This window comes from Paenibacillus arenosi (assembly GCF_014841135.1).
GTDB classification, from domain to species: domain Bacteria; phylum Bacillota; class Bacilli; order Paenibacillales; family Paenibacillaceae; genus Paenibacillus_B; species Paenibacillus_B arenosi.
Genome location: NZ_JACYTN010000002.1, coordinates 197,563 through 224,324, shown reverse-complemented (window position 1 = coordinate 224,324; position 26,762 = coordinate 197,563). Strand labels below are relative to the sequence as shown.

The window sequence follows — 26,762 nt, the reverse complement described above, 5'->3', positions numbered from 1 at the left end:
ATTGGATGGACTTCTGCTACACTTAGTTCTAACGTTTTGAGACAGAGGTGGGCAGGCGGATGACGAAACCATTATTAACCGCGCGCATGCAAGAGCGCATTCTTATACTAGATGGTGCTATGGGCACTATGATTCAACAAGCTAATTTGACAGCTGATGACTTTGGTGGGGAACACTTAGACGGTTGTAATGAAATATTAGTTGCTACACGTCCTGATATCATTCGTGATATTCATGAACAATACTTGGCTGCGGGTGCAGACTTAATATCAACGAATACGTTCGGTTCTACTAGTCTCGTATTAGCAGAGTATGATATTCAAGATCGTGCAAGAGAGTTGAATTTAGAAGCTGCTAGATTAGCAGTTGAGGCGGCGGAGAAGTATTCGACTCCTGAACATCCTCGTTATGTTATAGGTGCTATGGGACCTACGACAAAGACGTTATCTGTGACTGGTGGGGTCACATTCGATGAGCTTATCGAAACGTATTATGATCAAGCTTTGGCACTCATTGAAGCTGGCGTAGATGTCATGTTGTTAGAGACCTCTCAAGATACATTGAACGTTAAGGCGGGATCTATTGGGATCCAACGTGCAATGGAGGCTACAGGTATAACGCTACCATTAATGATATCTGGTACGATCGAGCCGATGGGTACGACATTAGCAGGGCAGAATATAGAGTCTTTCTACATATCGCTTGAGCATTTGCAGCCTATTATGGTCGGTTTAAACTGTGCAACAGGTCCCGAATTTATGCGTGATCATATAAGGACATTAGCAGGTATAGCGAAGACAGCTATTAGTTGTTATCCAAATGCGGGCTTGCCAGATGAAAATGGTCTATATCACGAATCACCGGAATCACTTGCCCGTAAAATTGCTGCCTTTGCTGAGCAAGGATGGCTCAACGTAGCTGGAGGTTGTTGTGGTACGACTCCAGAGCATATTCGTGTGCTTGCAGAAACGTTATCGAAGTATGAGCCGAGAAGAGAATATGGCGATCATCCACCAGCTGTTTCTGGTATTGAGACGGTGTACATAGAAGATAGCGGTCGCCCTTATATGGTCGGGGAACGCACGAATGTATTAGGTTCACGCAAGTTCAAACGTCTAATCGCTGAAGGGAAAATTGAAGAAGCTGCTGAAGTGGCGCGTGCGCAAGTGAAAAATGGTGCACATGTCATTGATGTTTGCTTACAGGATCCTGATCGCGATGAGACGATAGATATGACTGCCTTTTTACAAGAAGTCGTTAAGAAAGTAAAAGTACCTCTTGTAATCGATACAACGGATGCAAAAGTAATTGAGATGTCTTTGAAACATACACAAGGTAAAGCAATAATTAACTCCGTTAACCTTGAAGATGGGTTGGAAAAATTCGAGCAAGTAGTGCCTATCGTTCACCGTTATGGGGGAGCGCTCGTTGTTGGAACAATCGATGAGCGTGGACAGGCTATTACACGAGAAGATAAGTTAGAAGTCGCGCTGCGCTCTCACGATATTCTCGTAAATGATTTTGGGATACGATCCGAAGATATTATTTTCGATCCACTCGTATTCCCAGTAGGTACTGGCGATGAACAATATATTGGCTCTGCCAAAGAAACGATTGAAGGCATCCGGTTAATTAAAGAAGCGTTGCCTAAATGTCAAATTATATTGGGAGTAAGTAACATTTCATTCGGTCTTCCTGAGGCTGGCCGTGAGGTGCTTAACTCTGTGTTTTTATATGAATGTACAAAGGCAGGATTGGATTACGCGATTGTAAATACAGAAAAGCTTGAGCGTTATGCATCGATTCCTGATCATGAGCGCAAGTTGTCTGAAGAGCTGCTGTATAACACAAATGATGCGACTTTAGCAGAGTTTGTAGCGGCATTCCGCAATCGTAAAGTAGAGAAGAAAGAAAAGATTAGCAACCTTACATTGGAAGAACGTCTTGCGTCTTACGTTGTTGAAGGAACCAAAGAAGGTCTTATACCGGATCTAACATTGGCCCTGGAAAAATATACACCGCTTGAGGTAATTAACGGGCCATTAATGAGAGGCATGGAAGAGGTAGGAAGGTTATTCAACAACAACGAGCTGATTGTTGCGGAAGTATTGCAAAGTGCTGAAGTAATGAAAGCATCTGTCGCTCATCTGGAAAACTTTATGGAGAAGAACGAGAGTGCGGTTAAGGGTAAGATTTTGCTCGCTACTGTAAAAGGCGATGTGCATGATATTGGTAAAAATCTCGTGGAAATCATTTTATCCAATAATGGATACCAGATTGTGAACTTAGGCATCAAAGTCCCACCTGAACAGCTAATCGAAGCATATCGTAAGGAGAAGCCGGATGCTATCGGATTATCAGGTTTACTTGTAAAATCAGCACAGCAAATGGTTATTACAGCTCAAGATATGCGCAACGCTGGAATCGATGTTCCTATTATGGTAGGTGGAGCTGCGTTAACACGTAAGTTCACTAAAAATCGCATAAGTCCAGAATACGATGGTCTTGTTCTCTATGCCAAAGATGCAATGGATGGATTGGACTTGGCTAATAAGCTAATGGACGCGAATGAACGATCTATATTGGTGGAAGAATTAAGAGCGCATAAGGAAAGACTAGCAAGTGAGACGGAAGAAGAGCAACAGCTGCCTGAATTAACACGAGTGGAACGCTCTGCTATTGGAGAGGCGCAGGTGTATTTACCACCTGATTTGAATCGCCACGTCATTCGTGATATTCCAACCAAGCAGCTTGTACCTTATGTGAATATGCAAATGCTATTAGGCCACCATCTAGGCTTAAAAGGAACGATAGACAAGCTCTTAGCTGCTAAAGATCCAAAGGCAGTAGAGTTAAAAGCGACGATAGATGAGCTTCTTATACATGGTGAACAGACGGGGCAATTGCGTGCGAATGCCATGTATCGTTTTTTCCCAGCTCAGTCTGAGGGGAATTCGATTCATATTTACAATCCCGAACGTCAAGAGGAAGTACTTCATACGTTTACTTTCCCTCGTCAAAAGGTAGCGCCATTTTTGTGTCTTTCAGACTTTCTTCGTTCAAAAGAAAGTGGTGTAATGGATTACGTTGGCTTCCTCGTTGTTACTGCAGGTGAAGGGATTCGTGATCAGGCTGAGATTTGGAAGCAGGAGGGACAGTATTTACGCTCGCATGCATTGCAATCTTTAGCATTAGAACTAGCAGAAGCATTGGCAGAACGAATTCATCATATGATGCGGGAAGTATGGGGCTATCCCGATCCTGATACGATGACGATGAAGGAGCGTTTTGGCGCTCGTTATCAAGGAATTCGAGTTTCCTTTGGCTATCCGGCATGTCCGAATCTTGAAGATCAAGAGCCGCTATTCAAGCTTATGATGCCAGAAGATATAAGTGTCCAATTAACAGAAGGATTTATGATGGAGCCAGAGGCATCTGTAAGTGCGATGGTATTTGCACATCCACAAGCTCAATATTTTAATGTAGATAAAGTGTGATTTAGGAATCATAATAGTAGTAGGATAAGTAGCCTCTGTCCGTCATTACGGTGCAGGGGCTTTGTTACAAGCTAAATATAGGTAACGTTTAGACGTATGAGTCAAATTTACAGGCAACGAGCCTCATTAGATTGAGAACGGGGTGTTAGTATGGACATTTATTTTTTAGGAACAGGAGCAGGGATGCCATCGACAACGCGAAATGTGAGCAGCCTCGCACTTCGCTTAACTGAGGAAAGGGGCACGTTTTGGTTGTTTGATTGTGGTGAGGGCACCCAGCACCAGCTGTTGAGTTCGCCATTAAAAATGAGCAAATGTGAATTTATATTTATTACGCATCTACATGGTGATCATCTATTTGGATTGCCGGGTTTCCTTTCAAGTCGCTCTTATCAAGGTGGTCAGACTCCATTAACGGTATTTGGGCCTAAAGGAATTGGCGATTACATGAAAGTTTGTTTCGGAGTAAGCCGAACCGAGGTCTCCTATCCGTTGCTAATTAAGGAAATTGAACCTGGAGTAGTATGGGAAGATGAACAATTCGCTGTAACTGCGATGCAGCTCTCGCATCGAATTCCTACACTTGGTTATCGTATTGTAGAAAAGGATCGTCCTGGTAAGCTTAAGTTCGAACTGCTGCGAGATAAAGGGATTCCACCGGGACCTGTATATGGTCAGCTTAAGCAAGGTAAAGATGTACAATTGCCGAATGGGGAATTATTGTTTGCTGCTTCCGTATTAGGGGAGCCGATTCCTGGACGAACAGTTGCTATTTTGGGAGACACGAAACCTTGTGAAAATGCAGTGCGATTAGCTCGTAACGCTGATTTACTAGTTCATGAAGCTACTTATATGCACGACAAAGCCGATAATGCAAATGAATATGGTCACAGTACCGCACAACAAGCTGCAGAGATTGCAAAGGATGCTGGTGCGAAGAAGCTTGCGCTGAATCATTTCAGTTCCAGATACAAAGAAGGGGAACAGATGGATGAACTTTTAGCGGAGGCACAAAATGTATTTCCTAACACCGTACTTGCCCTAGAGCATCATGTTGTTACAATCGCAGAAGACGAGGAAGGAACGGCGTAAGCCGTTTTTTTCATCTTTCCAATACGGATTATTTTCCGGGAAAGCGCAGGATGTGACAGATAGATGAAAAAGCGACTGGATAAATAACAGCAGGCATCATTTCGACAGGTTGCTATATCTCATGATGTCGAAGTATTGGGTATAGAACTTGCTTGCAACGATGCTTTTCGTTATTTACAATGAATGAAGCAACTTACAACAGGAAGCCATTAATGACTTAGAATTACATATGGTTTAGAAAAGAAAGGTGGACACTCACCATGCATCATATTGGGTTTACGATTATCGGATTTGGTACGATTGCGAAGACACATCTAGTGGCGCTACGTACATTGCCTATCATTAAACGTTTGCCTGTCACTCCTGTATTGGATTCGTTGGTCACAAGAAGGCCAGGGGTTTTGGCAGAGCAAGCGAAGCAAATTGGTTTTAATTATGTAACAGATAAACTGGAAACAGCATTAGAACGCGGTCAATCGCAGGCAGTGAGTATTTGTACCCCTAATGCACTTCACGCTGAACAGGTAAAAACGGCCATGCAATTCAATCAAGCAGTCTATTGCGAGAAACCTGTGACAGAATCAGCAGAACAAACAGCTAAGTTATTAGCCACTGTACCAGCGCACTATCCGCAACAACTAGCTTTTACATTCCGCTACCATCCGGCAGTTATGCGGATACGTGAATGTCTTAAAGAAGGGATTATCGGAGATGTATTGCAGTGTAATATTGCGTACATGCGTTCAGGATATTTAAATGCAGATCGCCCATTTAGTTGGCGATTAAGTGATGAATTGTCTGGTGGTGGGGCGATTACGGACATTGGTGTACATGCCCTTGATCTTGTTCGTCATTGGTTCGGAAACTTTAAACAAGTGGATGGACGTACGCATACATTTGTTAAAAACAGACCAAGCGCTGTACATGCTGCAGAACAAGTTGAAGTACATGTCGATGACTGGGCCTCCATGCATTTAGAAACAGAAACGGGTGTAAGGGGAGCGATAGAAGTATCTCGCATTGCTTACGGATCAGATGCGTTCCGTATTCATATTGTGGGGACTAAAGGAAGCATGACGTGTGATTTGGAAAAAGATCGGATGCCCGTTGTGCATTTAATTAGTGGTGCTGTACCAAGTTTACCAACACCAGATAGTCTGGAACTACTGCCAGATGAAAAGGCTACGCTTGGCGTATTCCAAGACAGTCATTTTGCTGCTCTTCATCATTTTATTTTGCGAATGACGGGAGACAATCGTTGGACTGATATCGCACCTACCTTGTCAGATGGGTATGCGGTTGAGCGTTGGGTTGATAAAGTAATCGCTTCTTCTAAACAAACAGACTAGTTCGGTATCGCACACGACTAAGAAAGAAGGATGCGTATGAAAGGGTTCATCTACGCATTGCTTGTCCTTACAAGCATGCTGTGGGGAGGCAACTTTGTAGCGAGCAAATTACTTGTCGATCATGCGGAGCCAATGACACTTGTCTTATTTCGTTGGGGAATAGCGGTTATCGTATGGCTGCCGATTGTATTGATAAAAGAAAAGAAAATAGTTCCTCCACGAGCTGCATGGCTGCCGCTTCTGTTAATGGGTCTTACTGGCGTAATACTGTTCAACGTGTGCATGTTTTATGCGCTAGAACACACAACGGCTACTAATACAGGTTTAATATCAGCATTAAATCCCATTATGATTGCTCTATTGAGCTTTATCGTTTATCGTGATCGTTTACATACACTGCAAATCGTCGCAATGTGTGTTTCTTTTACCGGGGTTATTTATTTCATCCTGCAAGGTGATTTATCACGTTTATGGTTAATGTCATTTAATATTGGCGATTTATGGATGCTAGGTTCTGTTCTCATTTGGGGCATATATTCAATTGCATCAAAATGGGCTATGATGTACATATCACCGTTTTTGTCCACGTTCTGGGGAGGTATTATTGGTGTACTAATCATGCTGCCATTGGAGTGGAAGAACGTGATTTCAACAACAGGGGATACCTGGTTCTGGGTAGGTATTGCCTATACGAGTATTGGTGCAACAGTTGCAGCTATGATGTTCTGGAACATTGGCGTGCAACGCGTTGGGGGGACACAAGCAGGAGTGTTTTTGAATCTAAACCCTATATTTACAGGACTGTTCGCCTACTTATTGTTGAGTGAGCAGATGAGCGTGCAGCAGTGGATCGGTGCGATTATTGTGTTGAGCGGAGTTTTTGCCTTCACCGTTATTGGAATAAAAACAACTAGAGAGGAACAACGTCGCCATGAGCAAAACAATATCGAACAAGCTTCATGCGTTCATTGATTTGGACGGAACCATGTTTCACGGATCTCAAGCTATCGATGGAGCTGATCACTTAATTGAATGCTTGCAGGAGTGGGGAGTACCGTATTTGTTTGTGACCAATAACTCAACTCGTACGCCGCAGCAAATAGCAGCGCTTATGGGAGAAATGGGTATACAAGCGCGAACAGAGGATGTGCTGACTTCTGCACAGGCGGCAGCTGCGTATATTCGAGACCATTACAAAGATCCTTTTGTATTTATGATAGGTGAAGAAGGATTGCAGCAGGCGTTAACGGATTGTAATATCCGTTGGACGAATGACCCTGTAGTCGTAGAACAAAAGCATATTGATGTTGTCGTTCAAGGACTTGATCGACAGTTTACTTATAGCAAGTTGGAAGCTGCTTCAATAGCAATACGTAAGGGCGCAGCTTCTATTGTAACGAATCCAGATGTACAGCTGCCTTCAGATAAGGGAATTTCTCCTGGTGCAGGAACCATTGCAGCAGCTATTCAGGCGGCATCTGGGGTAAAACCTATTTGTATAGGGAAGCCAGAAGCAATCATTATGGAGGTAGCACTTAAACAGCTTGATTGTACGCCTGCTGAGGCGATAGTGGTAGGAGATAATTTGTTGACAGACATTCAAGCGGGTATTCGAGCAAAATGTCTTACGGCTTTAGTGCTTACAGGAGTGACCTCAAAGTCATCTTATGCATCGTATAGAGAGAACAGTAATGACCTCCCTGATTATGTATTCGATAATCTTGAGCAAGTTAGGCAGCTGTTCGAGCAAATCAGAGAAAATAATGATACAGAGAGGGCGTTGGAATAGATGGCAGAACTACCAGAATTAGAGCGAGAACGTAAAAAGTTGAACCAATTGTTTGTAGGGCAGCGCTTTAGAGCAATTTCGCTACTTAAAGAATCTTGGGCAAATGTATCCATTGAGCAATTGCAACAAGGTCTTGTAGGAAGACAATTGTTATATGTGGAGCGTCGTGCTAAAGGAATTGTGTTTCATTTAGATGATGGCAGAAGGTTGCTGTTGACGGTAGGGAATGGTGCACTGTTCCATAGTGCGGCTGTAGCAGATGAAGAGTCAGACATCAATGAAAATACTGAGACTATAGCAGTAACCGGAAATACTGCTATTCAACCGCAACTGCGCATTTCATTTGATCAAGGTAGCTGGGATGTGACGGGTGCACGGACTCTTTCACTTCAATGGCTAAGTGCGAAAGAAATGGATGATATTGCGAAGGAGTGGGGGCTTGAGCCCCTAAGCCGTAATTTAAATGCAGCATTGTTCCAAAATCGATTTGCAAAGCGACGTACTGCACTTCGTACAGCGCTAACAAATCAAGCGCTGATTGCTGGTATTTCTCCCGCAATCGCAGACGAAATATGCTTTAGGGCAGGAATTGTGCCAACTGTAAAAACAGAGACGTTATCCTCCTCTGATTGGGAAGCGATATACAATAGTATGGTTCAATGGCTTCAAGAAGCGATTGAACAGCCAGAAAGTACTTTTTATGCAGTTAGTGGTCGACAAGGTGAACCGTGCAGTAAGTGTCGCACGAAGCTGTCTGATGCAGTGATAAGCGGAAAAGTAGCGGTATACTGTTCTTCCTGTCAGCATGAGCATGCACCTGAAGCTGTCTGTATACATGGCTAATGAGCTCAGCTATGGATGCCACATTAAGTTAAGTGGTGGATATGTTCGCATGGCTGAAAGAGCGATTGCTTTATTTGAACAGAATGGTTGTTCGAGCTTTCAGTTTTTTTCAAAGAATCCGCGCAGTTTGCAGGTGAAACATTTTAGCACAGCTGAGGCCGAGCGTTGTCGTCAATTGATGGAACAATATCGATTGCGCTCGGTTATTCATTCTGCCTATCCCTTGAATTTGGCGACATCGATTCAAGATCAACCAGAAGTGGCTATACAGCATGTGCATAGCCTATGCAATGACTTGGAAATTGCTGAAGCAACAGGTGCAATTGGTGTTGTTGTTCATTTCGGAATTGTAAAGAAGTCTAATCGTCTAGAAGGATATCGCGATATATTAACCACATTAAATGCTGTACTGACCATGTATAAAGGGCCAACACTCATTTTATTGGAGAATCAAGCAGGATTACATGGCGGTATCGGCTCGACGTTCGAAGAACATGTTCAAATCAAACAATTGTGCATGGATCCGGATCGAATAGGCTTTTGCTTTGATACGTGTCATGCTTATGTGAGTGGTTTATGGCATGCAGATGATCAATCAGGTACAGAGCAACTAATACTTCACGGAGAGCGCGTAGGTTATTGGGATGATGTTGAAGTTGTTCATGTGAATGATGCAGCAGAACCATACGGCTCTCTGAGAGATCGCCATGCACAGCTTGGTAAAGGACAAATACCATTGGCGGCAATGAAGGAGCTTTTATCTACTCCTCAATTAAATGGAGTAATGAATGTATTGGAGACACCTGCGAGCGATGTATCGTTTCATCAGGCGGAGTGGGAAATCTTGAGAACACTGCAATATTCCAATTAACATGTATTTACGATATGCTTAATCGCTTCTATCAAAATAATTAATTACATTAATTATTAGCGCGAAATATTGAAAAACGTTGTAATATAGAAAGGGTGCGCGAAGATGATCCATGTGTATCTTGACGATTGGCGCAAATGCCCGGATGGATTTGTATTAGCACGGAACATGGAGGAGTGTATATTACTCCTTGAAGGTGCGGAAGTCGATATTTTATCGTTAGATCATGACTTAGGTCCTGATGAACCGACAGGTACAGAGCTAGTTGCAGAGATGGTCAATCGAGGATTGTATGCAAAACGAATTTATTTGCACACCTCTTGTGATAGAGGACGGCGTCGTATGTACGAGATGCTGTATATGAACAAGCCGTATGAGGTTGAACTATTTAATGGGCCCATGCCACTTCATGTAATCGAGCAAGTTCGCAGCTTAAGCAAATGAGCATAATGATTGACCAATTACGTGAAGCCCTAAAGAATGGACAGGTTCCGTCCGATATCGATCTTTTATATATGTATAGTCCATTGTGCGGTACTTGTCATGTAACTAGCCGAATGCTGGATGTTGTTGAGCATTTACTGCCCGAACTGCAATTTGAACGCTTAAATGTTAATGAAGTGCCTGATCTCGCTAAGGCGTATCAGGTGGAAAGTGTACCTTGTCTAATTGTTTGGCGTACTGTTGCAGTGAAACACAATCAACAACGTTTGATTTCACAAAATACCTTTGCAAATCCGCAGAAAATATATGCATTTCATTCTATCCCTTATCTGTACGAGCGGTTAAGAGGAGGCGGCATGGATGATTCATCTCGATGATGTAACATTTGAACGTCAAGATCGCACAATTATATATCCTTTACAGTGGCAAATGAAGGCTGGAGAACACTGGACGATACTTGGCAGAAATGGTTCTGGCAAATCTACGCTGCTTGAAATGATACTAGGATATCACTTTCCTAGCTCAGGCAAAGTTCGTGTTCTAGGTCATACATACGGTCGATGTGATGTTCGGGAAATACGGAAAGAGATCGGTTATATAAGTCAATCACTTGTGGAAAAATTAACATTGCGGGATCCTGTGTGGGAGATCGTTGCTACCGGCTTACAAGCGCATTTGCGTTTGTTTGATAAGGAAACGGATATCCTTAAGGAGAGAGCAGTGGAACAGCTTCGTATGGTACGACTTGCTCATTTAGCAGAACAGCCATTTGGGTTGTGCTCACAAGGGGAACGCAAAAAAATTTTATTGGCACGTGTTATGATGAATAACCCCAAATTGCTCATTATGGACGAGGCCTGTGCAGGACTCGATCTTTATGAAAGAGAAATGTGGCTTACAGACCTGCCGGAATTACTTGCAAACGACGTACATCTCGTACATGTCACTCATCATCTTGAAGAAATTGTACCGTTATTTACACATGTAGCTTTGCTGCACAAAGGAAAACTCGTAGCCGCTGGCCCTAAAGAAGATGTACTTACTCCAGAAAAGCTCTCCGAAACTTTTGATCTGCCTATTGCAGTGAACTGGATGGAAGGCCGGCCTTGGGTACGCATAAAGTCGTAGTAATGCTTGGAGGAAAAATAAGTTGTCAGTAATCAGTAATGAAATACACCCAACACGTAATTATGAACTAGGATCCCACTGGATCGTTACAGCTAATCATGGCTATATTCCTTATGCGCAGGAAGAACTGCGAAGGAAGTATAGTCAATTGAAGAGTACGATACTAGTTTCTGGAGAAGTCGCTTTTATGGAACTTCCTGAATCAGAAGGAGCGGTATGGGATCTTCTTCGTCGTGAGCCAGCTATCTTTATTCGTGATGTCTATCCTGCTCATATCATTCTTCCGGTTGATGCTGTCGTTAGTGAAGAAGATGCCGAGCAATTATGGGAGGCGCTACTAGAAAGAAGCGGTCTGTCTATACAAGCTGAATCGACTGGGGCTGTTCATGTGCGAACGTCACCTAAGAAAGTGAAAACAGAAGATACTAGTGATAAAGAAGTTGTTTTCCAATGGCGTTCTGCTATTCAATCTGTGTGGTCGAAGCAAAATATTACGGCAGCCGTTCAACAACCAGATTTCATCTTAACCTTGTTTGAACATGAGCAGCAAGTATATGCAGGCTTAGCAACTTTCGCTAATCAGCAGTCTGATTGGCCGGGTGGAGCTATCCGTTTCCGCCGTGAAGATGGACAAATTTCTCGTGCAAAATTTAAGTTGCTAGAAGCAGAACGTGTATTTGGATTGGATTTCTCTGCCTATCGAAATGGTTTGGATGTAGGTGCAGCACCAGGGGGATGGAGCAGTTTATTGCTAGAGCGTGGCATTCATGTAACGGCTGTGGATCCGGCCAAAATGCATCCGACTCTCATGGAGCACCCCAACTTTACTTATTATGGACGAAATGCTGCTGAGGTAGTTTTTGAGCCAAATGAGTTTGATTTAATTGTATGTGATATGAGTTGGAGTCCGAAGCATACTGCACAGCTAGTCATTCAGCTTCTAGATTCTCTTGTTTATGGTGGTACATTAATTGTGACTGTGAAGTTGATGCATAAGAAGCCGCTGCAAACGATACGTGATTGCATGGAAATGTTCGAAAAGCATGCCACGATCGTTCGTGCGAAGCAATTGTTCCATAATCGTGATGAGATCACATTGTATATGCTTAAAAATTAATCGGTGCTATTTTACAAACAAGCTATAGACAAATGATGGAATTGAATCTATAATGACATCAATAACATAAACGTAACCTTTTCAGGGAAAGCATCCCGAATACGCCTAATTGGCTGTATTCGGGTTTTTTGCGTTTTCCAACCTTAATTATTTTACAATGGCTACTTCAAGGAGGTTTGTGGAGTGCGTGCTCCTACGAAGTTAATGGCAGGTGCATTGTTGCACGAACGTTATCGAATTAAGCGTCTAATAGGCGTCGGAGGCATGAGTTATGTGTACTTAGCGCAAGATGAACGTTTGATGGGCAAGTATTGGGCGATTAAAGAATCAATCCCGCTTGCACATGATCGCGAACATCTTATAAGGGAAGCTCAATGGTTAATTGAACTTCGACATCCGAATTTACCACTCATCGTTGATTTTTTTTCACCTGATGAAGATGGGCACGCCTTTTTGGTTATGGAGTACATTGAAGGGGAGACAATTGCTGAGAGACTAAAGCGAACCACTCTTTCGTTTGACGAGACGATTGCGTACAGTCTTCAATTGTGTGATGCATTAAGTTATTTGCATGGACGTACCCCACCAATTATATACCGAGATATGAAGCCTTCTAATGTTATGTTAGCTGAGCAGCATCGAATAAAGTTGATTGACTTCGGTATTGCTAGACAAATGAAACCTTCTGAGTCAGCGGATACGATGAAGTTAGGAACAGTAGGCTTCGCTGCACCTGAGCAGCACGAGGGCAAGCAAAGTGACGCTCGTACTGATCTTTATGGCATTGGTGCATTGCTAGCTTACGTGTTATCTGAAGGACGCTGGCGCGGAATGGAACCTTTTCGTACACAGATGCTTAATGAAGATGTTCCTACATCATTTTATGGAATTCTCACTAAGTTAATGGAAGTGAATCCTAATGCGAGATATCAATCTGCGGATGAATTAAAAAGAGAGTTGTTGTCGCATGCCGATAGTAAGGTTCTTCCTGCAGCCTATGAATTTATGGATAAAGGACAGCGGAATCAACATGGGAAGGCCAACCATGGATTACAGCGAGCTGTAACGATTGCTGTAGCTGGTATAGCTTCAGGATTAGGTTGTACGCATATGAGCTTAATGATTGCGCATCGACTTGCAAGAAGTAACCGTGGCAAAGTCGCTTATGTTTCGAATGCGGAGTCAAGTCGCTCTGTTGTCCATTCTATCCTGTCATCCGTTGAAGGTGATTGTGCGGAAGATTGGAATAACAGAGTTTGGCAGTGGCAAGGGGTTTCTTACATTGAATTGGGTGAACACTCTGGAGGGTTAACCATATCTTCAGTAACACAGCTGCAAATGGAATATGACTTTATTGTTCTGGATCTTGGTGTGATTGGAGCAAAGCGTAGATTAGATGAGGAATTTGTTCGTGCTTCATACAGTTTACTATTAGGTTCAACAGCTCCTTGGAGGGATGATGATACTAGAGCGGCCTCGAACAATTTACTTGAATTAAATTATCAACAATGGATTTTTGCTCTGCCACATGCCAAAGAGGAAGAATTACGCTCATCACGTTTACAGTTGAAATGCCATAGCATAATCTCCGTTCCCACATGCTCAAATCCATTTAAGGGTGGATCGGATTTAGAAGAATGGCTGCAATCCTGGATGAAGGTACAAGAGCAGAAGCGAAGATGGTTCTCTTGGAGCAAGAGGAAATAATAGATGAAGGGGGTTCTTGCTTGATTGGCAGATGGTCAAGACGAACGAAGCAGGTTGCAATTGGTGTAGTAGTGACAGCTACCATCATGGCAACGGTTAGTGGAGGTTATATTATTTGGATTGAGCGTAATTGGCAAATAGAAAGAGAGGATTGGATGAAAAAAGCTCAGTTAAGTGAGCAAATCATTCAAGGACAAGAGAAAGAAGATCAACAGCAAGTTTGGGTACTTGCAAAATCCAAAGTTGCAGGTTCAAGGCTACATGCGTCAGATTTAAAACAAATAGAGCTACCCAAAAGGTTAATTCCGGAGCACGTACTTGAACCTAAAGATGTAAAAGGAAGCATTGCAAAGATAGATTTAGCAGCTAACGTTCCATTAATAGACTCTATGGTCGGAAATGAAGGATCGATCGGTCGGGATATTCGTTGGATTGAAACAGGAGTCATTCAATTGCCGCTTGCACTTGAATCTAATCAGATAATTGATGTGCGGATTAGGTATCCCGATGGACAAGACTATGTAGTTCTCTCCCATAAGAAAGTACATCGCATTCAAGATTCTACTATTTGGATCCATATGTCAGAGCATGAGTTGTTAACGATGTCCAGCGCTTGTGTGGATGCTTACTTGAACGGAGGTCAAATATATGCCTTGCGTTATGTCGATGCCTATGTACAAGAACGAGCAATCGTTAATTATCCGATCAATCAACATGTAACACAACTCATACACAACAACCCGAATTTACTCAAGGATGCCAACATCGTAATGTCAGCACAAGCTAGGAAGCGTTTAGAAGGAGACTTAATTAAACATAGCCAATCTCAAATAGGTTCTAGTGTAACCTTGGATTCAGGGGCAATTGCTACGAGTTATGGAAATAGCACAGTACTATCAAGTGGTGGTAATGGTTCTGGCTCTAATAATTCTGGTTCTAGTTCCTCAACGGTATCTCCTTTTACTGGGCAAAGCAAAGTTTCAAATCGTGAAGCACCATTTGTTGGACAATCTACTTCTACAGAACAAGGAGACCAGACGGAACAGCAGCAACAAGGACAGCAGTCAGAGAAACAGCCCTCACATAAACAACAAATGAACAATAATGAAGTAGGAGTTGAGCAGAATGAACTCCCTACGAAGTCGATGAATGGTGTTCATTCAAATAGCAACAATATGGCTCCAGGTGCCAATCAAAGCAATACCTCAACGTATAAAGATCTGGTTGAGGTTGGGGAATATCAGAACGATAGTTCTAGCCTGTCGGTTACACCGTGAAACAAGGGGTGATTGTGAATGTCTAATATCAGCTTTTTCGTAGGCGCATGTAATAAACAGGATTTTATTCTTGGATTAGGCACTTTACTTACACGTGCTGGGAGACGAGTATTACTCGTTGATGCGATGAATATGCCATGGCTAACGTATCGAAATCAAACTTGGATAAATAAGGAGAAGTGGTGTCGTTGGAACGGGATGGATACGGTGTCTGGCATACTTCATTGGGAAGAATTAATGCAACTAAGCCGGCAGCATGAGATAGAACTTGATTCATATGATGATATTTTAATAGATACAGATCGACTTACATTTTGTGATGCTACTACCTTTATAAGCGCTCGTGAACGTGTCATGGTACAAACGGTAGAGGCTTTTGCTATTCATCGTAATATGGAATGGATAAAGTCGTTCCGCCTGCTTCATGAAGTAGACTTGAATCGTGAAATACGACTACTCATTTTAAATACCGTGGATCATGCTAAAGAAGTTGCTTATATTGTGGAGCATCTGCAGTCTATATACGTTACTCCAAAAGAGGAAGCTATATTTATACCATTCGAAGAAGAAAATTGGACAGCATATCTCTATAACGAAGTGCATGAGAGGATGGATTTGTCTAAGTATACGAAGTCAGCACGTTCAGTATGGCGAATATGGTTGGAACGAAGTTGCGGGCCAATATCTGATCGTAACTGGCGAAAACTGCTGCGAAGCGATAAGAAAGGGCGATGGTGGCATGAAGCCATGTAAACATTGGTTTATAAAAAATGGTTCGCGACGCGCGTTTGGATCATCATTAACAACAGTTCTACTTGGCATCGAATTAGTTACACGTTTTGGACTTAAAGTGTTACTTATTCATCGGGATGACGAGGGGGAAGGGCTTGAATATTTCATTCGCGCTTCTATGCATACAGGAAGTTATGATCAAAAGCTGACTCAATTGTCAGTGCCAGATGGCTGGGGAGAATATAAAAGACTCATTCAAAATGAATTGCTGGATATCCCCATGTTTATTGCATGTACCTCTCCCATTATTCCTGGTCTAGATGTACTTCGCGTAGCTGATAGATATGATAATTCGGTCCAACGAGGAATAACGAATGAACGATTTTGCTCCGATTATGACGTGCGTACACTTATGCAGGTTTCGGCTAATGCTTATGATGTTGTTCTTTGGGATTGGGACCGTCAGCTCCCGCGGCGGGACGCCAGATTTGAAGAGCAGAGTAAAAATCAGACGGAAATGAACGTATGTGTGCAAGAGCAAGCCTACAGCGCAGGAACCATTACATTGCTTACCCAAGATCAAAGAGATGTGAGTTTATGGCGTGATCCCAAGTATCTTTATAGTAGTAATGGATATGGATTCGATCAAAAACAGATTTGGGTGGTACCTTCTTATGACCCTGAGGCGCATTTAAATTTAGCCAATCTGAAAAAGCATATGCGTGGAAAGTTGATATACGCGGTACCTTACGATACGCAGTTGAGACACTATGCCAATGAGGGGCATCTTGTACATTATGTCTTACAACTACAGTATCGTAACAACAAGCCAGGCGCTTTAAACTTGCTTAATTATGTGGATCAACTTTCAGAACAGCTATTATCTGAGGCAGTTCTTCCTAATCGCAAAGCAAGTGAAGGGGGAAGAAGATGGAATGGATAGGTGATTACTACATACAGGTATTAATGTTGGTTGGTGTCGTATTCCTACTTATACTGTGGATGTTGTATCGGCTTCGCTTAAAGCAGAAATCCAATCAGGAAGCAGCTGTGCCATCTGCATTGACTTGGGAGGAACTCGATCAGATCGTTCGCGATCAACTTCAAAAATGGACAGCGGACCCTTTTTTAGATCATTTCTCAAATGATGAGATGTATCGCAGGGAACTGTTGAGGCGAACGATGATAAGACAGTCACTGCGCTCCTGTCATAGTGGTGATCGGCTGCAAAAGGAATACGTGAAAGATATTATTGTGGAAATTATACGACCTTTATTAAAACCTTCCAAGGACTACTGGGAGATGCTTGTTCCATTTGATGATCCAATTCAGCTTTCAGCCAAAGATAAGTTCGATATTTTACTATATTTATATTTCCAGCGCTATGGTCTAGAAGCTATGCATGAGATCGTACAACGTTACGGCTGGGATCAAATTAAGACTCAACGAGACATAGAGGGTGAAGAGGAGCTCGGTTATGTTGTAGATGAGCATGATGTCAGTCAAGCGTATCGCCAAGAACGTCCGGTTGTGAAGCATGAAGAGCGAATTAGGATCATTGCTCAACGTATTTATGAGCGATATAAAGGTTTGTCCGTTATCGATGAGCTGCGAGATCTGAGAATAGAAGGGGTTTCAGGAGGGGTAAATGGCTTGATTCAATCTGCGCCGCTTATGTCTACTGGTATAGCTACAGGCTCATCCCATTCAGCTTCAAGGAGTGGCATTCATACTTCGAAAATTCCACGCTCATACGATAGTGTATGGATGTTTTATCAAGGTAAGTCTATCCGTCTCGGTTTTCTCAGCTTTGAGAGTGAAAGAGAATTAAAACGTGTATGTCAAACCATTTACAAACATGGTGCACCAGGGCCGCTGACAGAAGTAGATGGTTATCGTGTGAATGACATGAAGGATGGTTCTCGGGTAGTTGTTATGAGACCGCCATTTTCAGAGTCTTGGGCATTTTTTGTACGTAAGTTTGAGCGTGAACAGCCTTCATTATCTCATCTTATTTCAGCTGATGGGTCTGCAGATGTAATTCGATTGCTCCAATTTTTGATGAAGGGAGCCCGTATTACCGCTGTTACAGGTGCTCAAGGGTCTGGCAAAACGACACTTTTAATGGCATTAGTTCAATCCATCTACGCTTTTTATCCTTTGAGAGTTCAGGAGCAGGCATTTGAACTTCATTTAAGGCAACTATATCCCAATCGCAATATTTTAACTTTGAGAGAAACGGAAAATATTTCTGGACAATCAGGTTTGGATGTGCAAAAGAAAACAGATGGAGTTGTTCATATTCTTGGGGAGGTTGCAACCGATCCAGTAGCAGCTTGGATGATTCAAATGGCTCAAGTGGCGAGTCTGTTTACGGTATTTACACATCACGCTAAGACATTTCCTGATTTAATAGGGGCTTTGCGAAATTCTTTGTTGAAGACAGGTATGTTTCATAATGAACGAATTGCAGAGCAGCAAGTTGTGCAAGTTATACATTTTAATATCCATTTAAGCAGAAATGCAAATGGAATGCGCTATATTGAACGGATTACTGAATGTGTTCCCTCGGAAATGACAAATGGTAATCAAACTTTCAATAGACAGTTAGGAAAAGAGGATATCCATCAACAGGATGTATCAACTTCATCGTCAAACTCTTGGATGGACTATAGAAGTGCAGCTATTCAGTATTATGATGATCAAGCTAACAGCAGCTCTCATACTTACAAAAATATTATTGAGTTCCAAAATGATAGATATGTTTGGGTGAATGAAATTTCTGACGTACATATACAAGCGATGCTCTCGCAGATGACCGACTACGATCAAGAATTATTTAGAGAGTGGATAGCATCGGGGAGGGAGAATGTTGTCGCTTAACTCATTACTGTTAGTAGCAATTATTTTCGCGCTTATAGGGTTACTATTATGGAAATTGTCTCAACGTATGATGCAGCAGCCATGGAACAAACAAGTTACGTTTAAATCTAAGAATCGCCAGACAAATATAATGAAGTTATTTTTACAGCGAAGCTATTACTGGTTCGGGAGAATTGTTGGATTTAAGCATAAACGTGCAAAAGTATATCAACAGCTATTAATAATATATGGGTATGATGAACGATTACTGAGGGAAAAAGTTGCTTTTGTACTTTGGGCAATCATTATTGTTCTGAGTGGAATTTTATTCATATTTATTAGTTTTGAACAGGATTGGATTTCACTTCTTATGCTTATACTTGTACTTCGCGTAGCTGATGATCTTTGTATACAAATGTTTGCTCAGCAAGCGGAATTAAAGGTACTTAGCCAATCTGCGCAGGCTTTTTCAACAATTAGACATGCTTATCAGCGTCATCAAATGGTTGAGCTCGCTGTGGAAGAAGCGCTAGAACGTGCTTCACCATTAATTCGGCCTCATCTGTCGAGATTGCTTGCTTGTATTTATGAGTATGATACAGATGAAGCTCTTGTAAAGTATGATGATGCAGCACCGAATCGTCATTATCGCTTATTTGCACGATTAGCTCGACTAGTAGCTGAATATGGTGACCCTAAAGAGGATAATCGCTCTTCGTTTTTGCAAGGCTTATCTATGATGATTCGTGATATGCAGTCAGAACATCTAATGCGCACGAGGTTAGATACATTCTTAAAGGGATTAAAAGTGATTGCTGTCATTCCAATCTTGTTTGCAAATCCCATCGAGCAATGGGGTAGAGCATATTTTCCTGATATGACTCAATTCTACGATAGCCGAATCGGATGGTATGTACAAGTAATTGTTCTTTTGACTGTTATTGTAAGCCACTGGTTATTAGAGCAGCTTCAATGGAGGAAAAGTATTGCTGAAAAACCTAAAAGTGAAGCGGCTAGAAAAAATATTGATATTTTACGTTTAAAGATTGTACGTTCAATTGTTTATCGATGGATGAGAGGTATACCCTCATCACGTTTAAGTGCAAATGCATTTCTTCTTAAAGATGCTAACGAGTCGTTGTCACTGGAACGGTGGTACGCTACAAGATTAGCATATGCTGCAGTAATCATGCTGCTGTCTATTATTATGGCAATTGTCATCCATATCGTTATACAGCAACAGCAGTCCATTTCTCCATTGTGGGGAGTACTGCCACGTGGTGATGCAAAAAGCACTGTACAATGGGACGGTTCTGCTTATAGCCAGTCCATAGTATCTGAATGGAACGCTGAGCAGGTAGCTCTCCATAAGAAATGGGTAAGTGAGGCTACATTGAAAACTTCCAATCGTGCAGAACAAGAACATTATGTTCAAGAGCAAGCTGTACGAACATATGCTGACTGGACACCGGAGCGCGCTGTGCAATTAAGCAAACACCTCCTGAATCTAGCTTATGAACAAGAGATAGGTTTGTTATGGTGGTGGGAACTGCTGGTGGCCTTTATGCTAAGTGTTATAGCTTACTATACCCCCACGGGCATGCTTCTTTTTAAAAAGAGGCTTCGTAATATGGAGATACGTCTGGAATTAAGTCATTTTTACTCATTGGCGCTTTTGCTCCGTGCATTTGAGCGTATGACTTCTGAACAGATGCTTGATTGGATGATGAGGAGTTCCGTTTGCTGTAAAGAAGCTATTCATCGATGTTTGCTTCATTGGGACAGTGGTCCAGAGGAATCATTACAGCAATTAAAGGAAGATATACCTTATCCTGATTTTGTTCGATTTGTTGATCAGTTGGAACTGGCGTTTGATCAAATACCGATCAAGCAAGCATTTGATGATGCGGAGCAATCATGGTGGTATGAACAAGATATGCGCAAGCAGGAAGAAGAGAAAATAATAGAATCAAAGGCAGTCTGGGGTCGATGGTTTGGGTTTGCTCCTATGTATGCGATTGTATTTATGTATCTTGTTATTCCTTTAGTTTGGCTTAGTGCACAACAAATGCATCATTCTTTTACCCAAATTCAGAGGTTGTAACTTTCATTATTTAATATTACTTAATCAATTTACAAAAGGGGACATGTTCAATGAATAATGCTCAATCGGCTTTAAAAGTAGCCGCAGGTATATTTCTTACGATTGCTTTAATTACCATAGTTGTCTTGTTATTTGTATCCGCTCAAGAAGCTACTAAAACAGCACAAAATGAGTTTTCAGCAATTCAGACTGAGTTAAGTAAAGCATCCTTCACAGTGTATGACAACACAACTGTAAGTGGATCACAAGTTATAAATGCGATTCGTAAGTTCCATCAAAAAGATCAATTTGGAATTTGGGTCAAAACAGGTAAGGACAAGGCTGCAAATAATCCTGGTATGTTCTACGGAGCTAACGTTGATTCGGATGGCAAGATTTCGAATAATACACGTAATGATAAAATTGAACTGGCGACGAAGGAGTCTTTGGATACATATGTAAATCCAAGTGGAAAATTTCTTGCCAAATTAATCGTAGATACTTCAAATGTGACAAGAGCAATTGTGTTTGAACAGCAGTAAATATTAGGTAGAAGTTAAAGGGTGTATGGATGTATAAAAATGCGCAGGAGTTGATTGTGCACTATGAACGAAAATGTTCGAGAACTTATCGCCTTTTCCTGCGCTATCCTCATATTTGTAGGCGCTTTAAGTATGGCCGTCAACTACTATCAGCACTCTAGTAAATTGTTGAACGCATTGCTATTAGATTCAGGAAGACAGGACCGCACGGTTCAGGAGACGCTAGAAATCACTGCTCCACTAAGCACTAAAGGAGCTGATATCGTTTCGATGTTGACACAACTGAAAGATTCCAACGTAGTCATTGAAGTGGATGGTTATTCATTTCACCCAAATATGGATCTGGAGGATATGCCAGTTCATTTAATAAGTGTTCATCGTATGTATGTGCCTAAGCATAACCGTGATGCATCTGGTCGCTTGCTTCGAATTCAATACAGATAAGAGGTGAGTGTATGGTAGATGCCATGCGTGTCTGGCTTGCTCTAATGTTAGTCATGTTGCTATTGTTTATTTTTCCATTACGAGATACTTTTCAACGTCATGATGAGCTGAGTGAGTTAGTTGCAATGAAGGTTGCCACTGCTTATGTCGACGCTGTTCGTGATAAAGGTGTAATTACTCCTCAAATGTGGAAATCGTTAATGGAGGATCTTCATCGGACGGGTTACGTTTATGACATTGAAATGGAGCATTACGAGAAACATTATGTTCCTACATATACTGACCCAGTACAGCATAACTCTTTTCAAAATGAATTTATGATGCATTATCAATTGGTCCATCATAAAGGCATGATGAATAAACTCTTCCCTAACACATCTGTGGGATTATCGGACTCTTCTCGCTTATACCGCTTAAAAGCAGGGGATTACTTTCAAGTTACACTGCACAGGCTCGATGAGACTCGTTCAAGTAGATTAACACGTTGGCTTACGTTTGATGCAGATCCGGCAGTTGCTTTTAGTATACCAATAGGAGGAATGGTGCGGAATGAGACTCATTAAATGGGCCATCTTTTTTGTCTGCATCATACTTCCGTTTAGTTGGTCGCATCGACAGCAAGTTAACGAATACCGCTATAAGCTATTTGTAGAAGAGCAGTATAATCGTTGGATGAACAATGCAGTAGATGATGCGTCTCAAATATTAAAAGAGACGGCTGCTTGGAAAGCAACGGATGATTCATATGAATCGAACAAACAGCTAATTCTGAATAAACAGCAGGCGGTAACTACTTTACTTCATTCTATTTATGTTAATTTGGATATTGAAGACGATGTAGTAGCTCAACAAGCTTTATTTTTTTATATTCCTGCAATCACAATCATTGGTTATGATGGTGCATACTTTTATGTAAATGATCGCTATGCAACCGTACAGGGGGACGAGAGAATTGGTCATGTCTGGGAGCCAGTGCAGCCATATTCTTATGTTGATGAACAAGGTAACGTGTACACTTTCACATTAGATGATTATGTAACCGTGTATGATTCATCAACACGTACATGGATAAGTGGTTATCAGCATGAATTGAAGCATCAATCAAGCCTTTCGCTACTTCAAGATGAAGTGCGATTTGATGGAGTGCGGCGAATGACAATTATTCAAACGATTCAACACAAACTTGCATACTATATCAATCACCATAATGAGTGGGCACGACGCAATGGGGTATCGTACCTCTTTACGATGCCGATGATACCAACCGAACAGTGGAATAATACGATTAACGATATAAGTATCATGTCGTTCATACAGGGGATGCAGGTTGGTGCATTTACGTACAATCACTATGCGCTGGGAGGTTCACGAATTTTGCAGCGTGAAACATGGTTTGCTTCGATTGAAAATAATGTAAAGGTCGCTTATCCAGAACGTTGTGCACCCTCCTCCTATGTCGAAACCTTTGCGAGCGAGCGAGAAGCTGTGAGTAAAGGGTATTATGTAAAGAGATGTTATTGATGGGGAGACGACGTAAATGTGAATCATTTATTAGCATTTCTAAGTGTGTCCCCATTATTGGGATTCCTCTCTTTCCAAAACATCGTATTCATGTTACACTTACGAAGCAAAACATACCAGAACTATCCAACACTAGGGGGGCCGGTTATCGGCTGAGATGAAGCATAGGCTTCGGACTCTTAACGACCTGATCTGGATTATACCAGCGTAGGGAAGTGTGGATTGGAATGATAAAACCGACATGTCTATTTTAAAGGCTTGTGTATCCTTAGATTAGCGCCCAGTATTGTAGAATAGTTCTACAATATGTTGATCTAAGCGTACATAATGTAAGTATGCCTTTATGATGAGCTGCACGATATGCGTTGTAACTAGATACGTTATCGTCGGTGGTTGACATAGATATGTGCCTATTGCGTGTATTTATTACGTTGTAGCTATCGGATTGCTCAGACCAAGGACCACTCTTTCTATAAGAGTGGTCCTTTTTTACTTATCGTTCCATCACCACTTCCTCCAATTCTTTTTACAAAAAGAGAAGCAATTGTTGTTTGAGGAGGCATAACGAATGATGATTGTACCTTGGCTACATGTAATTTCTCCACCGATGCAAAAGGTAGATGAGGTCATACGTATTGCTATTGAGATAGCAGACTATGCAGATTTTATACATCTCCGACAGAAAGAATGGCCAGCGAAAAGGCTGTGGGAGGTAGTTGAAAGCTGTAAGAACTACGGAATACCTACTCAGAAGTGGATCATTAATGACAGATGTGATGTTGCAGCAGCCGTTCAAGCGAAAGGGGTGCAACTCGCCTATCATTCTTTACCTTGCAAAATGGTTAGACGTATATATCCACAATTAACGGTAGGAGTATCTGTACATAACGAAGCTGAGGCTGCGCTTGCGAAACAAGATGGTGCTGATTATTTATTGTTTGGTCATGTGTTTGATACGTCAAGTAAGCCTGGGATTCCGGAACGTGGATTGGCTGGTTTGCAGGCATGCCGAGAAGTAGTGGATGTACCTATTATTGCGATAGGTGGAATTAAACCAGAGAATATTGTGGACGTTGTTGCGGCAGGTGGATCAGGAGTTGCTGTAATGTCTGGCATTTGGAACGCAGAGTCACCTGGAGTAGCTGCTCGTATCTTTCGGGAAGCATTGCTCAGCAGTGTGCATGCAAAGTGATGTTCATGAATGCAGATAATTAAGGGAAAAGCATGGAAGGGATGGGGAGACATGAACCATTCAAGACATTCTGATGTATTGGTGATTGGCGGAAGTGTTATCGGGTGCGCTGTAGCTTATGAGTGCGCAAAGCTTGGGATGCGGGTAACCGTATTGGAGCGAGGCGAGTTGAGTCATGGTACATCAAGAGCTGCTGCTGGTATGCTAGCACCAACAGCTGAGCGATTTGACAATAAAGATCTTGCTCATTTTGCTTATACGAGCCTTGATCTTTTTTCTGGATGGGCAGAACAATTATGGCTGGATAGTGAAGTGGACTTGGAGTTTAGGCGGAAGGGCTTACTCATTCCTGTGCATTCGCAGCAGGAACAGACTTTAGTTGGTGCAGAACTTCAAAATGCTGCAAAAGAGGTGGAAACTGGCGGACATATAAGTTGGCGAAATCTACTTGCTGGAGCAGAAATGTATCCATATATTAATCCTACTATATATGGTGTATATGAAGTACCTCAGGAAGGTCATGTTTCGCCAGTGAAGCTGATGGAAGCATTAATAGTAGCGGCGCGAAAAAGAGACGTTCAGTTTAAAGAATACCAGGAAGTAAATAAAATTATATATGAAAATAGTGCTATTCGAGGTGTCCAAACAACTGAGGGGACATGGACTGCAGAGCATGTAGTTGTATGTGCTGGAGTAGATAGTAACAGCTTTAATGATCAGACAGATGTTCGCACTCATTTTTATCCTGTTAAAGGGGAATTGGCCGTTGTACGCATGGACACTGCATTTGATTCGATCTTGTATGGTAATGGAACGTATATCGTTCCGAAGAGTGGAGGACATGTATACATAGGCGCCACTTCTCATCCATATCGCTATGATCGAAAAGTAAGCGCAGGGTCAATTACGAATTTGATTCAAAATGCGATATCGTACGTTCCGAGCTTGCATGAAGCAGAGCTTGTCACTGCATGGGCGGGGCTTAGGCCAGCCACTTCGGATGGACTTCCCTATATCGGGCTGGTTTCCCACATTAAAGGATTGTGGTTGGCGGCAGGGCATTATCGCAACGGTATATTGTTAAGTGCAGCTACAGGAATTGGTGTCGCTTCTTGGATTCAAACGGGGAATATGCCCTGGACTTGGATGAGTGCCTTTGATCCACTACGCCATACGCCTATGCCGCAGGTTGTTCATTGAAATCATAGCTGACATAGATAATCGGGTAATAGTGTGCAGCGATTAGAGAGGTTGGTGAATATGAAACTGATTATAAACGGAGACTCAATTGATTTCTCTGAAGAACAAAATCATATCTATCAGTTGCTGTGTCATTTGCAAATGGAACAGCGAATCGTAATTGTTGAGCTTAATGGAAATATCATTGCCAAACAAGCATATGAAACAACGCTATTGTCAGATGGGGATCGGATCGAAATTGTACATTTTGTTGGAGGGGGATAAAAATAATGAGATCACCTTTACGTATCGGACCACATGCATTTGAATCGAGATTACTGTTAGGAACAGGGAAGTTTCCTGACTTTGATATCCAGCGTAAGGCTGTGGAAGTGTCTAAGACGGAAATACTAACGTTTGCTATAAGAAGAATGAATGTATTTGAGCCGAACCAACCAAACTTTTTAGAAAGTTTAGATTTGAATAAGTATACACTTTTACCGAATACAGCCGGTGCGTCTACAGCGGAAGAAGCTGTACGTATTGCTCGTTTAGCAAAAGCGTCTGAACTGTGCGATATGATTAAAGTAGAAGTCATCGGTGATGCTAAAACACTTCTTCCTGATCCATTAGAAACGTATCGTGCTTGTGAGATTTTATTGGACGAAGGGTTTATCGTGCTGCCTTATATATCCGATGATGTTATATTAGCCAGAAGATTACAAGAACTTGGCGTGCATGCCGTAATGCCTGGCGCATCTCCGATTGGAACAGGACTCGGATTGTTGAATCCACATCATCTTACTTTCATTATTGAGCAAGCAACGGTGCCTGTAATTGTGGATGCCGGCATCGGAACGCCGAGCGATGCTGCTAAGGCAATGGAGCTTGGCGCGGATGCGGTATTGTTAAATACAGCCGTATCAGGAGCAAAAGATCCAATCAAGATGGCCGAAGCTATGAAGTGGGCGGTAGAGGCTGGGAGACTAGGGTATGAAGCGGGTCGTATTCCCATGAAGCGCTATGCTTCAGCTAGCAGCCCACTAGAAGGCATGCCGACATGAGGGCTGAGCAGCCTATTCAAATCTATACA

Annotated in this window: 25 protein-coding genes and 1 riboswitch; all 25 genes read left to right on the top strand. The window is 42.1% G+C overall.

What is annotated here, in order from left to right:
* Nucleotides 1-59 precede the first annotated feature (59 nt).
* The 25 genes from metH (at nucleotide 60) to IFO66_RS03970 (ending at nucleotide 26,733) form a co-directional block, all read left to right on the top strand.
* Entirely contained in the window at nucleotides 60-3,497 is a 3,438-nt protein-coding gene (metH, locus tag IFO66_RS04090; protein WP_192023912.1) for a methionine synthase, read from the top strand.
* Nucleotides 3,498-3,647: 150 nt separating this feature from the next.
* The gene (gene rnz, locus IFO66_RS04085) at nucleotides 3,648-4,589 is read left to right on the top strand and encodes a ribonuclease Z (RefSeq protein ID WP_192023911.1); all 942 of its coding nucleotides are present in this window, start codon (nucleotides 3,648-3,650) and stop codon (nucleotides 4,587-4,589) included.
* A 260-nt stretch (nucleotides 4,590-4,849) separates the two neighbouring features.
* The gene (locus IFO66_RS04080) at nucleotides 4,850-5,938 is read left to right on the top strand and encodes a Gfo/Idh/MocA family protein (protein WP_192023910.1); all 1,089 of its coding nucleotides are present in this window, start codon (nucleotides 4,850-4,852) and stop codon (nucleotides 5,936-5,938) included.
* Nucleotides 5,939-5,974: 36 nt separating this feature from the next.
* Nucleotides 5,975-6,910 carry a DMT family transporter gene (locus IFO66_RS04075; protein ID WP_192023909.1) on the top strand — a complete coding sequence of 312 codons (936 nt, stop codon included), beginning with the start codon at nucleotides 5,975-5,977 and terminating at the stop codon, nucleotides 6,908-6,910.
* The gene (locus tag IFO66_RS04070; protein WP_192023908.1) at nucleotides 6,870-7,727 is read left to right on the top strand and encodes an HAD-IIA family hydrolase; all 858 of its coding nucleotides are present in this window, start codon (nucleotides 6,870-6,872) and stop codon (nucleotides 7,725-7,727) included. The genes IFO66_RS04075 and IFO66_RS04070 overlap by 41 nt, the downstream gene beginning before the upstream one ends.
* Nucleotides 7,728-8,570, top strand: a complete 843-nt coding sequence (locus IFO66_RS04065) for a DNA-formamidopyrimidine glycosylase family protein (RefSeq protein WP_192023907.1) — start codon at nucleotides 7,728-7,730, stop codon at nucleotides 8,568-8,570.
* Nucleotides 8,533-9,441, top strand: a complete 909-nt coding sequence (locus tag IFO66_RS04060; protein WP_337912566.1) for a deoxyribonuclease IV — start codon at nucleotides 8,533-8,535, stop codon at nucleotides 9,439-9,441. The genes IFO66_RS04065 and IFO66_RS04060 overlap by 38 nt, the downstream gene beginning before the upstream one ends.
* Before the next feature lie 105 nt (nucleotides 9,442-9,546).
* Nucleotides 9,547-9,885, top strand: a complete 339-nt coding sequence (locus tag IFO66_RS04055) for a cyclic-phosphate processing receiver domain-containing protein (protein ID WP_192023905.1) — start codon at nucleotides 9,547-9,549, stop codon at nucleotides 9,883-9,885.
* 5 nt (nucleotides 9,886-9,890) lie between these two features.
* The gene (locus tag IFO66_RS04050) at nucleotides 9,891-10,262 is read left to right on the top strand and encodes a thioredoxin family protein (protein ID WP_192023904.1); all 372 of its coding nucleotides are present in this window, start codon (nucleotides 9,891-9,893) and stop codon (nucleotides 10,260-10,262) included.
* The gene (locus IFO66_RS04045) at nucleotides 10,246-11,013 is read left to right on the top strand and encodes an ABC transporter ATP-binding protein (RefSeq protein WP_192023903.1); all 768 of its coding nucleotides are present in this window, start codon (nucleotides 10,246-10,248) and stop codon (nucleotides 11,011-11,013) included. The genes IFO66_RS04050 and IFO66_RS04045 overlap by 17 nt, the downstream gene beginning before the upstream one ends.
* Nucleotides 11,014-11,035: 22 nt before the next feature.
* Nucleotides 11,036-12,130, top strand: coding sequence for an SAM-dependent methyltransferase (locus tag IFO66_RS04040; RefSeq protein ID WP_225445485.1), 1,095 nt, complete (start codon nucleotides 11,036-11,038; stop codon nucleotides 12,128-12,130).
* 183 nt (nucleotides 12,131-12,313) lie between these two features.
* Complete coding sequence (locus IFO66_RS04035; protein ID WP_192023902.1) at nucleotides 12,314-13,837, top strand: protein kinase domain-containing protein; 1,524 nt, start codon at nucleotides 12,314-12,316, stop codon at nucleotides 13,835-13,837.
* A complete protein-coding gene (locus IFO66_RS04030) occupies nucleotides 13,768-15,114 on the top strand; it encodes an SAF domain-containing protein (RefSeq protein WP_192023901.1) in 1,347 nt (448 codons plus the stop codon). Before IFO66_RS04035 ends, IFO66_RS04030 begins: the two co-directional genes overlap by 70 nt.
* Before the next feature lie 18 nt (nucleotides 15,115-15,132).
* Nucleotides 15,133-15,867 (top strand): hypothetical protein, encoded by a 735-nt coding sequence (locus IFO66_RS04025; RefSeq protein WP_192023900.1) that lies wholly within the window; start codon nucleotides 15,133-15,135, stop codon nucleotides 15,865-15,867.
* Nucleotides 15,854-16,789 carry a hypothetical protein gene (locus tag IFO66_RS04020; RefSeq protein WP_192023899.1) on the top strand — a complete coding sequence of 312 codons (936 nt, stop codon included), beginning with the start codon at nucleotides 15,854-15,856 and terminating at the stop codon, nucleotides 16,787-16,789. The genes IFO66_RS04025 and IFO66_RS04020 overlap by 14 nt, the downstream gene beginning before the upstream one ends.
* Nucleotides 16,777-18,729, top strand: a complete 1,953-nt coding sequence (locus IFO66_RS04015) for an ATPase, T2SS/T4P/T4SS family (RefSeq protein WP_225445484.1) — start codon at nucleotides 16,777-16,779, stop codon at nucleotides 18,727-18,729. Before IFO66_RS04020 ends, IFO66_RS04015 begins: the two co-directional genes overlap by 13 nt.
* Nucleotides 18,716-20,812 (top strand): GTPase SAR1, encoded by a 2,097-nt coding sequence (locus tag IFO66_RS04010; protein ID WP_192023898.1) that lies wholly within the window; start codon nucleotides 18,716-18,718, stop codon nucleotides 20,810-20,812. The genes IFO66_RS04015 and IFO66_RS04010 overlap by 14 nt, the downstream gene beginning before the upstream one ends.
* Nucleotides 20,813-20,862: 50 nt before the next feature.
* Entirely contained in the window at nucleotides 20,863-21,333 is a 471-nt protein-coding gene (locus IFO66_RS04005) for a hypothetical protein (protein WP_028593664.1), read from the top strand.
* Nucleotides 21,334-21,396: 63 nt separating this feature from the next.
* Nucleotides 21,397-21,777 carry a hypothetical protein gene (locus tag IFO66_RS04000; RefSeq protein WP_192023897.1) on the top strand — a complete coding sequence of 127 codons (381 nt, stop codon included), beginning with the start codon at nucleotides 21,397-21,399 and terminating at the stop codon, nucleotides 21,775-21,777.
* Between the two features lie 11 nt (nucleotides 21,778-21,788).
* Nucleotides 21,789-22,340 (top strand): hypothetical protein, encoded by a 552-nt coding sequence (locus IFO66_RS03995; RefSeq protein WP_192023896.1) that lies wholly within the window; start codon nucleotides 21,789-21,791, stop codon nucleotides 22,338-22,340.
* Nucleotides 22,327-23,298, top strand: coding sequence for a hypothetical protein (locus IFO66_RS03990; RefSeq protein WP_192023895.1), 972 nt, complete (start codon nucleotides 22,327-22,329; stop codon nucleotides 23,296-23,298). The genes IFO66_RS03995 and IFO66_RS03990 overlap by 14 nt, the downstream gene beginning before the upstream one ends.
* A gap of 124 nt (nucleotides 23,299-23,422) precedes the next feature.
* Nucleotides 23,423-23,529, top strand: a riboswitch (TPP riboswitch).
* A gap of 337 nt (nucleotides 23,530-23,866) precedes the next feature.
* The gene (locus IFO66_RS03985; protein ID WP_192023894.1) at nucleotides 23,867-24,490 is read left to right on the top strand and encodes a thiamine phosphate synthase; all 624 of its coding nucleotides are present in this window, start codon (nucleotides 23,867-23,869) and stop codon (nucleotides 24,488-24,490) included.
* 51 nt (nucleotides 24,491-24,541) lie between these two features.
* Nucleotides 24,542-25,690, top strand: a complete 1,149-nt coding sequence (thiO, locus tag IFO66_RS03980; protein WP_192023893.1) for a glycine oxidase ThiO — start codon at nucleotides 24,542-24,544, stop codon at nucleotides 25,688-25,690.
* Nucleotides 25,691-25,750: 60 nt separating this feature from the next.
* Nucleotides 25,751-25,954, top strand: a complete 204-nt coding sequence (gene thiS / locus IFO66_RS03975; protein ID WP_192023892.1) for a sulfur carrier protein ThiS — start codon at nucleotides 25,751-25,753, stop codon at nucleotides 25,952-25,954.
* 5 nt (nucleotides 25,955-25,959) lie between these two features.
* Complete coding sequence (locus tag IFO66_RS03970; protein ID WP_192023891.1) at nucleotides 25,960-26,733, top strand: thiazole synthase; 774 nt, start codon at nucleotides 25,960-25,962, stop codon at nucleotides 26,731-26,733.
* Nucleotides 26,734-26,762 lie beyond the last annotated feature (29 nt).

Bases quoted from the DNA above. Each gene is read 5' to 3' on its own strand.
- metH (WP_192023912.1), top strand. From the start codon at position 60: ATGACGAAACCATTATTAACCGCGCGCATGCAAGAGCGCATTCTTATA.
- rnz (WP_192023911.1), top strand. From the start codon at position 3,648: ATGGACATTTATTTTTTAGGAACAGGAGCAGGGATGCCATCGACAACG.
- IFO66_RS04080 (WP_192023910.1), top strand. From the start codon at position 4,850: ATGCATCATATTGGGTTTACGATTATCGGATTTGGTACGATTGCGAAG.
- IFO66_RS04075 (WP_192023909.1), top strand. From the start codon at position 5,975: ATGAAAGGGTTCATCTACGCATTGCTTGTCCTTACAAGCATGCTGTGG.
- IFO66_RS04070 (WP_192023908.1), top strand. From the start codon at position 6,870: ATGAGCAAAACAATATCGAACAAGCTTCATGCGTTCATTGATTTGGAC.
- IFO66_RS04065 (WP_192023907.1), top strand. From the start codon at position 7,728: ATGGCAGAACTACCAGAATTAGAGCGAGAACGTAAAAAGTTGAACCAA.
- IFO66_RS04060 (WP_337912566.1), top strand. From the start codon at position 8,533: ATGAGCATGCACCTGAAGCTGTCTGTATACATGGCTAATGAGCTCAGC.
- IFO66_RS04055 (WP_192023905.1), top strand. From the start codon at position 9,547: ATGATCCATGTGTATCTTGACGATTGGCGCAAATGCCCGGATGGATTT.
- IFO66_RS04050 (WP_192023904.1), top strand. From the start codon at position 9,891: ATGATTGACCAATTACGTGAAGCCCTAAAGAATGGACAGGTTCCGTCC.
- IFO66_RS04045 (WP_192023903.1), top strand. From the start codon at position 10,246: ATGATTCATCTCGATGATGTAACATTTGAACGTCAAGATCGCACAATT.
- IFO66_RS04030 (WP_192023901.1), top strand. From the start codon at position 13,768: ATGGCTGCAATCCTGGATGAAGGTACAAGAGCAGAAGCGAAGATGGTT.
- IFO66_RS04025 (WP_192023900.1), top strand. From the start codon at position 15,133: ATGTCTAATATCAGCTTTTTCGTAGGCGCATGTAATAAACAGGATTTT.
- IFO66_RS04020 (WP_192023899.1), top strand. From the start codon at position 15,854: ATGAAGCCATGTAAACATTGGTTTATAAAAAATGGTTCGCGACGCGCG.
- IFO66_RS04015 (WP_225445484.1), top strand. From the start codon at position 16,777: ATGGAATGGATAGGTGATTACTACATACAGGTATTAATGTTGGTTGGT.
- IFO66_RS04010 (WP_192023898.1), top strand. From the start codon at position 18,716: ATGTTGTCGCTTAACTCATTACTGTTAGTAGCAATTATTTTCGCGCTT.
- IFO66_RS04005 (WP_028593664.1), top strand. From the start codon at position 20,863: ATGAATAATGCTCAATCGGCTTTAAAAGTAGCCGCAGGTATATTTCTT.
- IFO66_RS04000 (WP_192023897.1), top strand. From the start codon at position 21,397: ATGAACGAAAATGTTCGAGAACTTATCGCCTTTTCCTGCGCTATCCTC.
- IFO66_RS03995 (WP_192023896.1), top strand. From the start codon at position 21,789: ATGGTAGATGCCATGCGTGTCTGGCTTGCTCTAATGTTAGTCATGTTG.
- IFO66_RS03990 (WP_192023895.1), top strand. From the start codon at position 22,327: ATGAGACTCATTAAATGGGCCATCTTTTTTGTCTGCATCATACTTCCG.
- IFO66_RS03985 (WP_192023894.1), top strand. From the start codon at position 23,867: ATGATGATTGTACCTTGGCTACATGTAATTTCTCCACCGATGCAAAAG.
- thiO (WP_192023893.1), top strand. From the start codon at position 24,542: ATGAACCATTCAAGACATTCTGATGTATTGGTGATTGGCGGAAGTGTT.
- thiS (WP_192023892.1), top strand. From the start codon at position 25,751: ATGAAACTGATTATAAACGGAGACTCAATTGATTTCTCTGAAGAACAA.
- IFO66_RS03970 (WP_192023891.1), top strand. From the start codon at position 25,960: ATGAGATCACCTTTACGTATCGGACCACATGCATTTGAATCGAGATTA.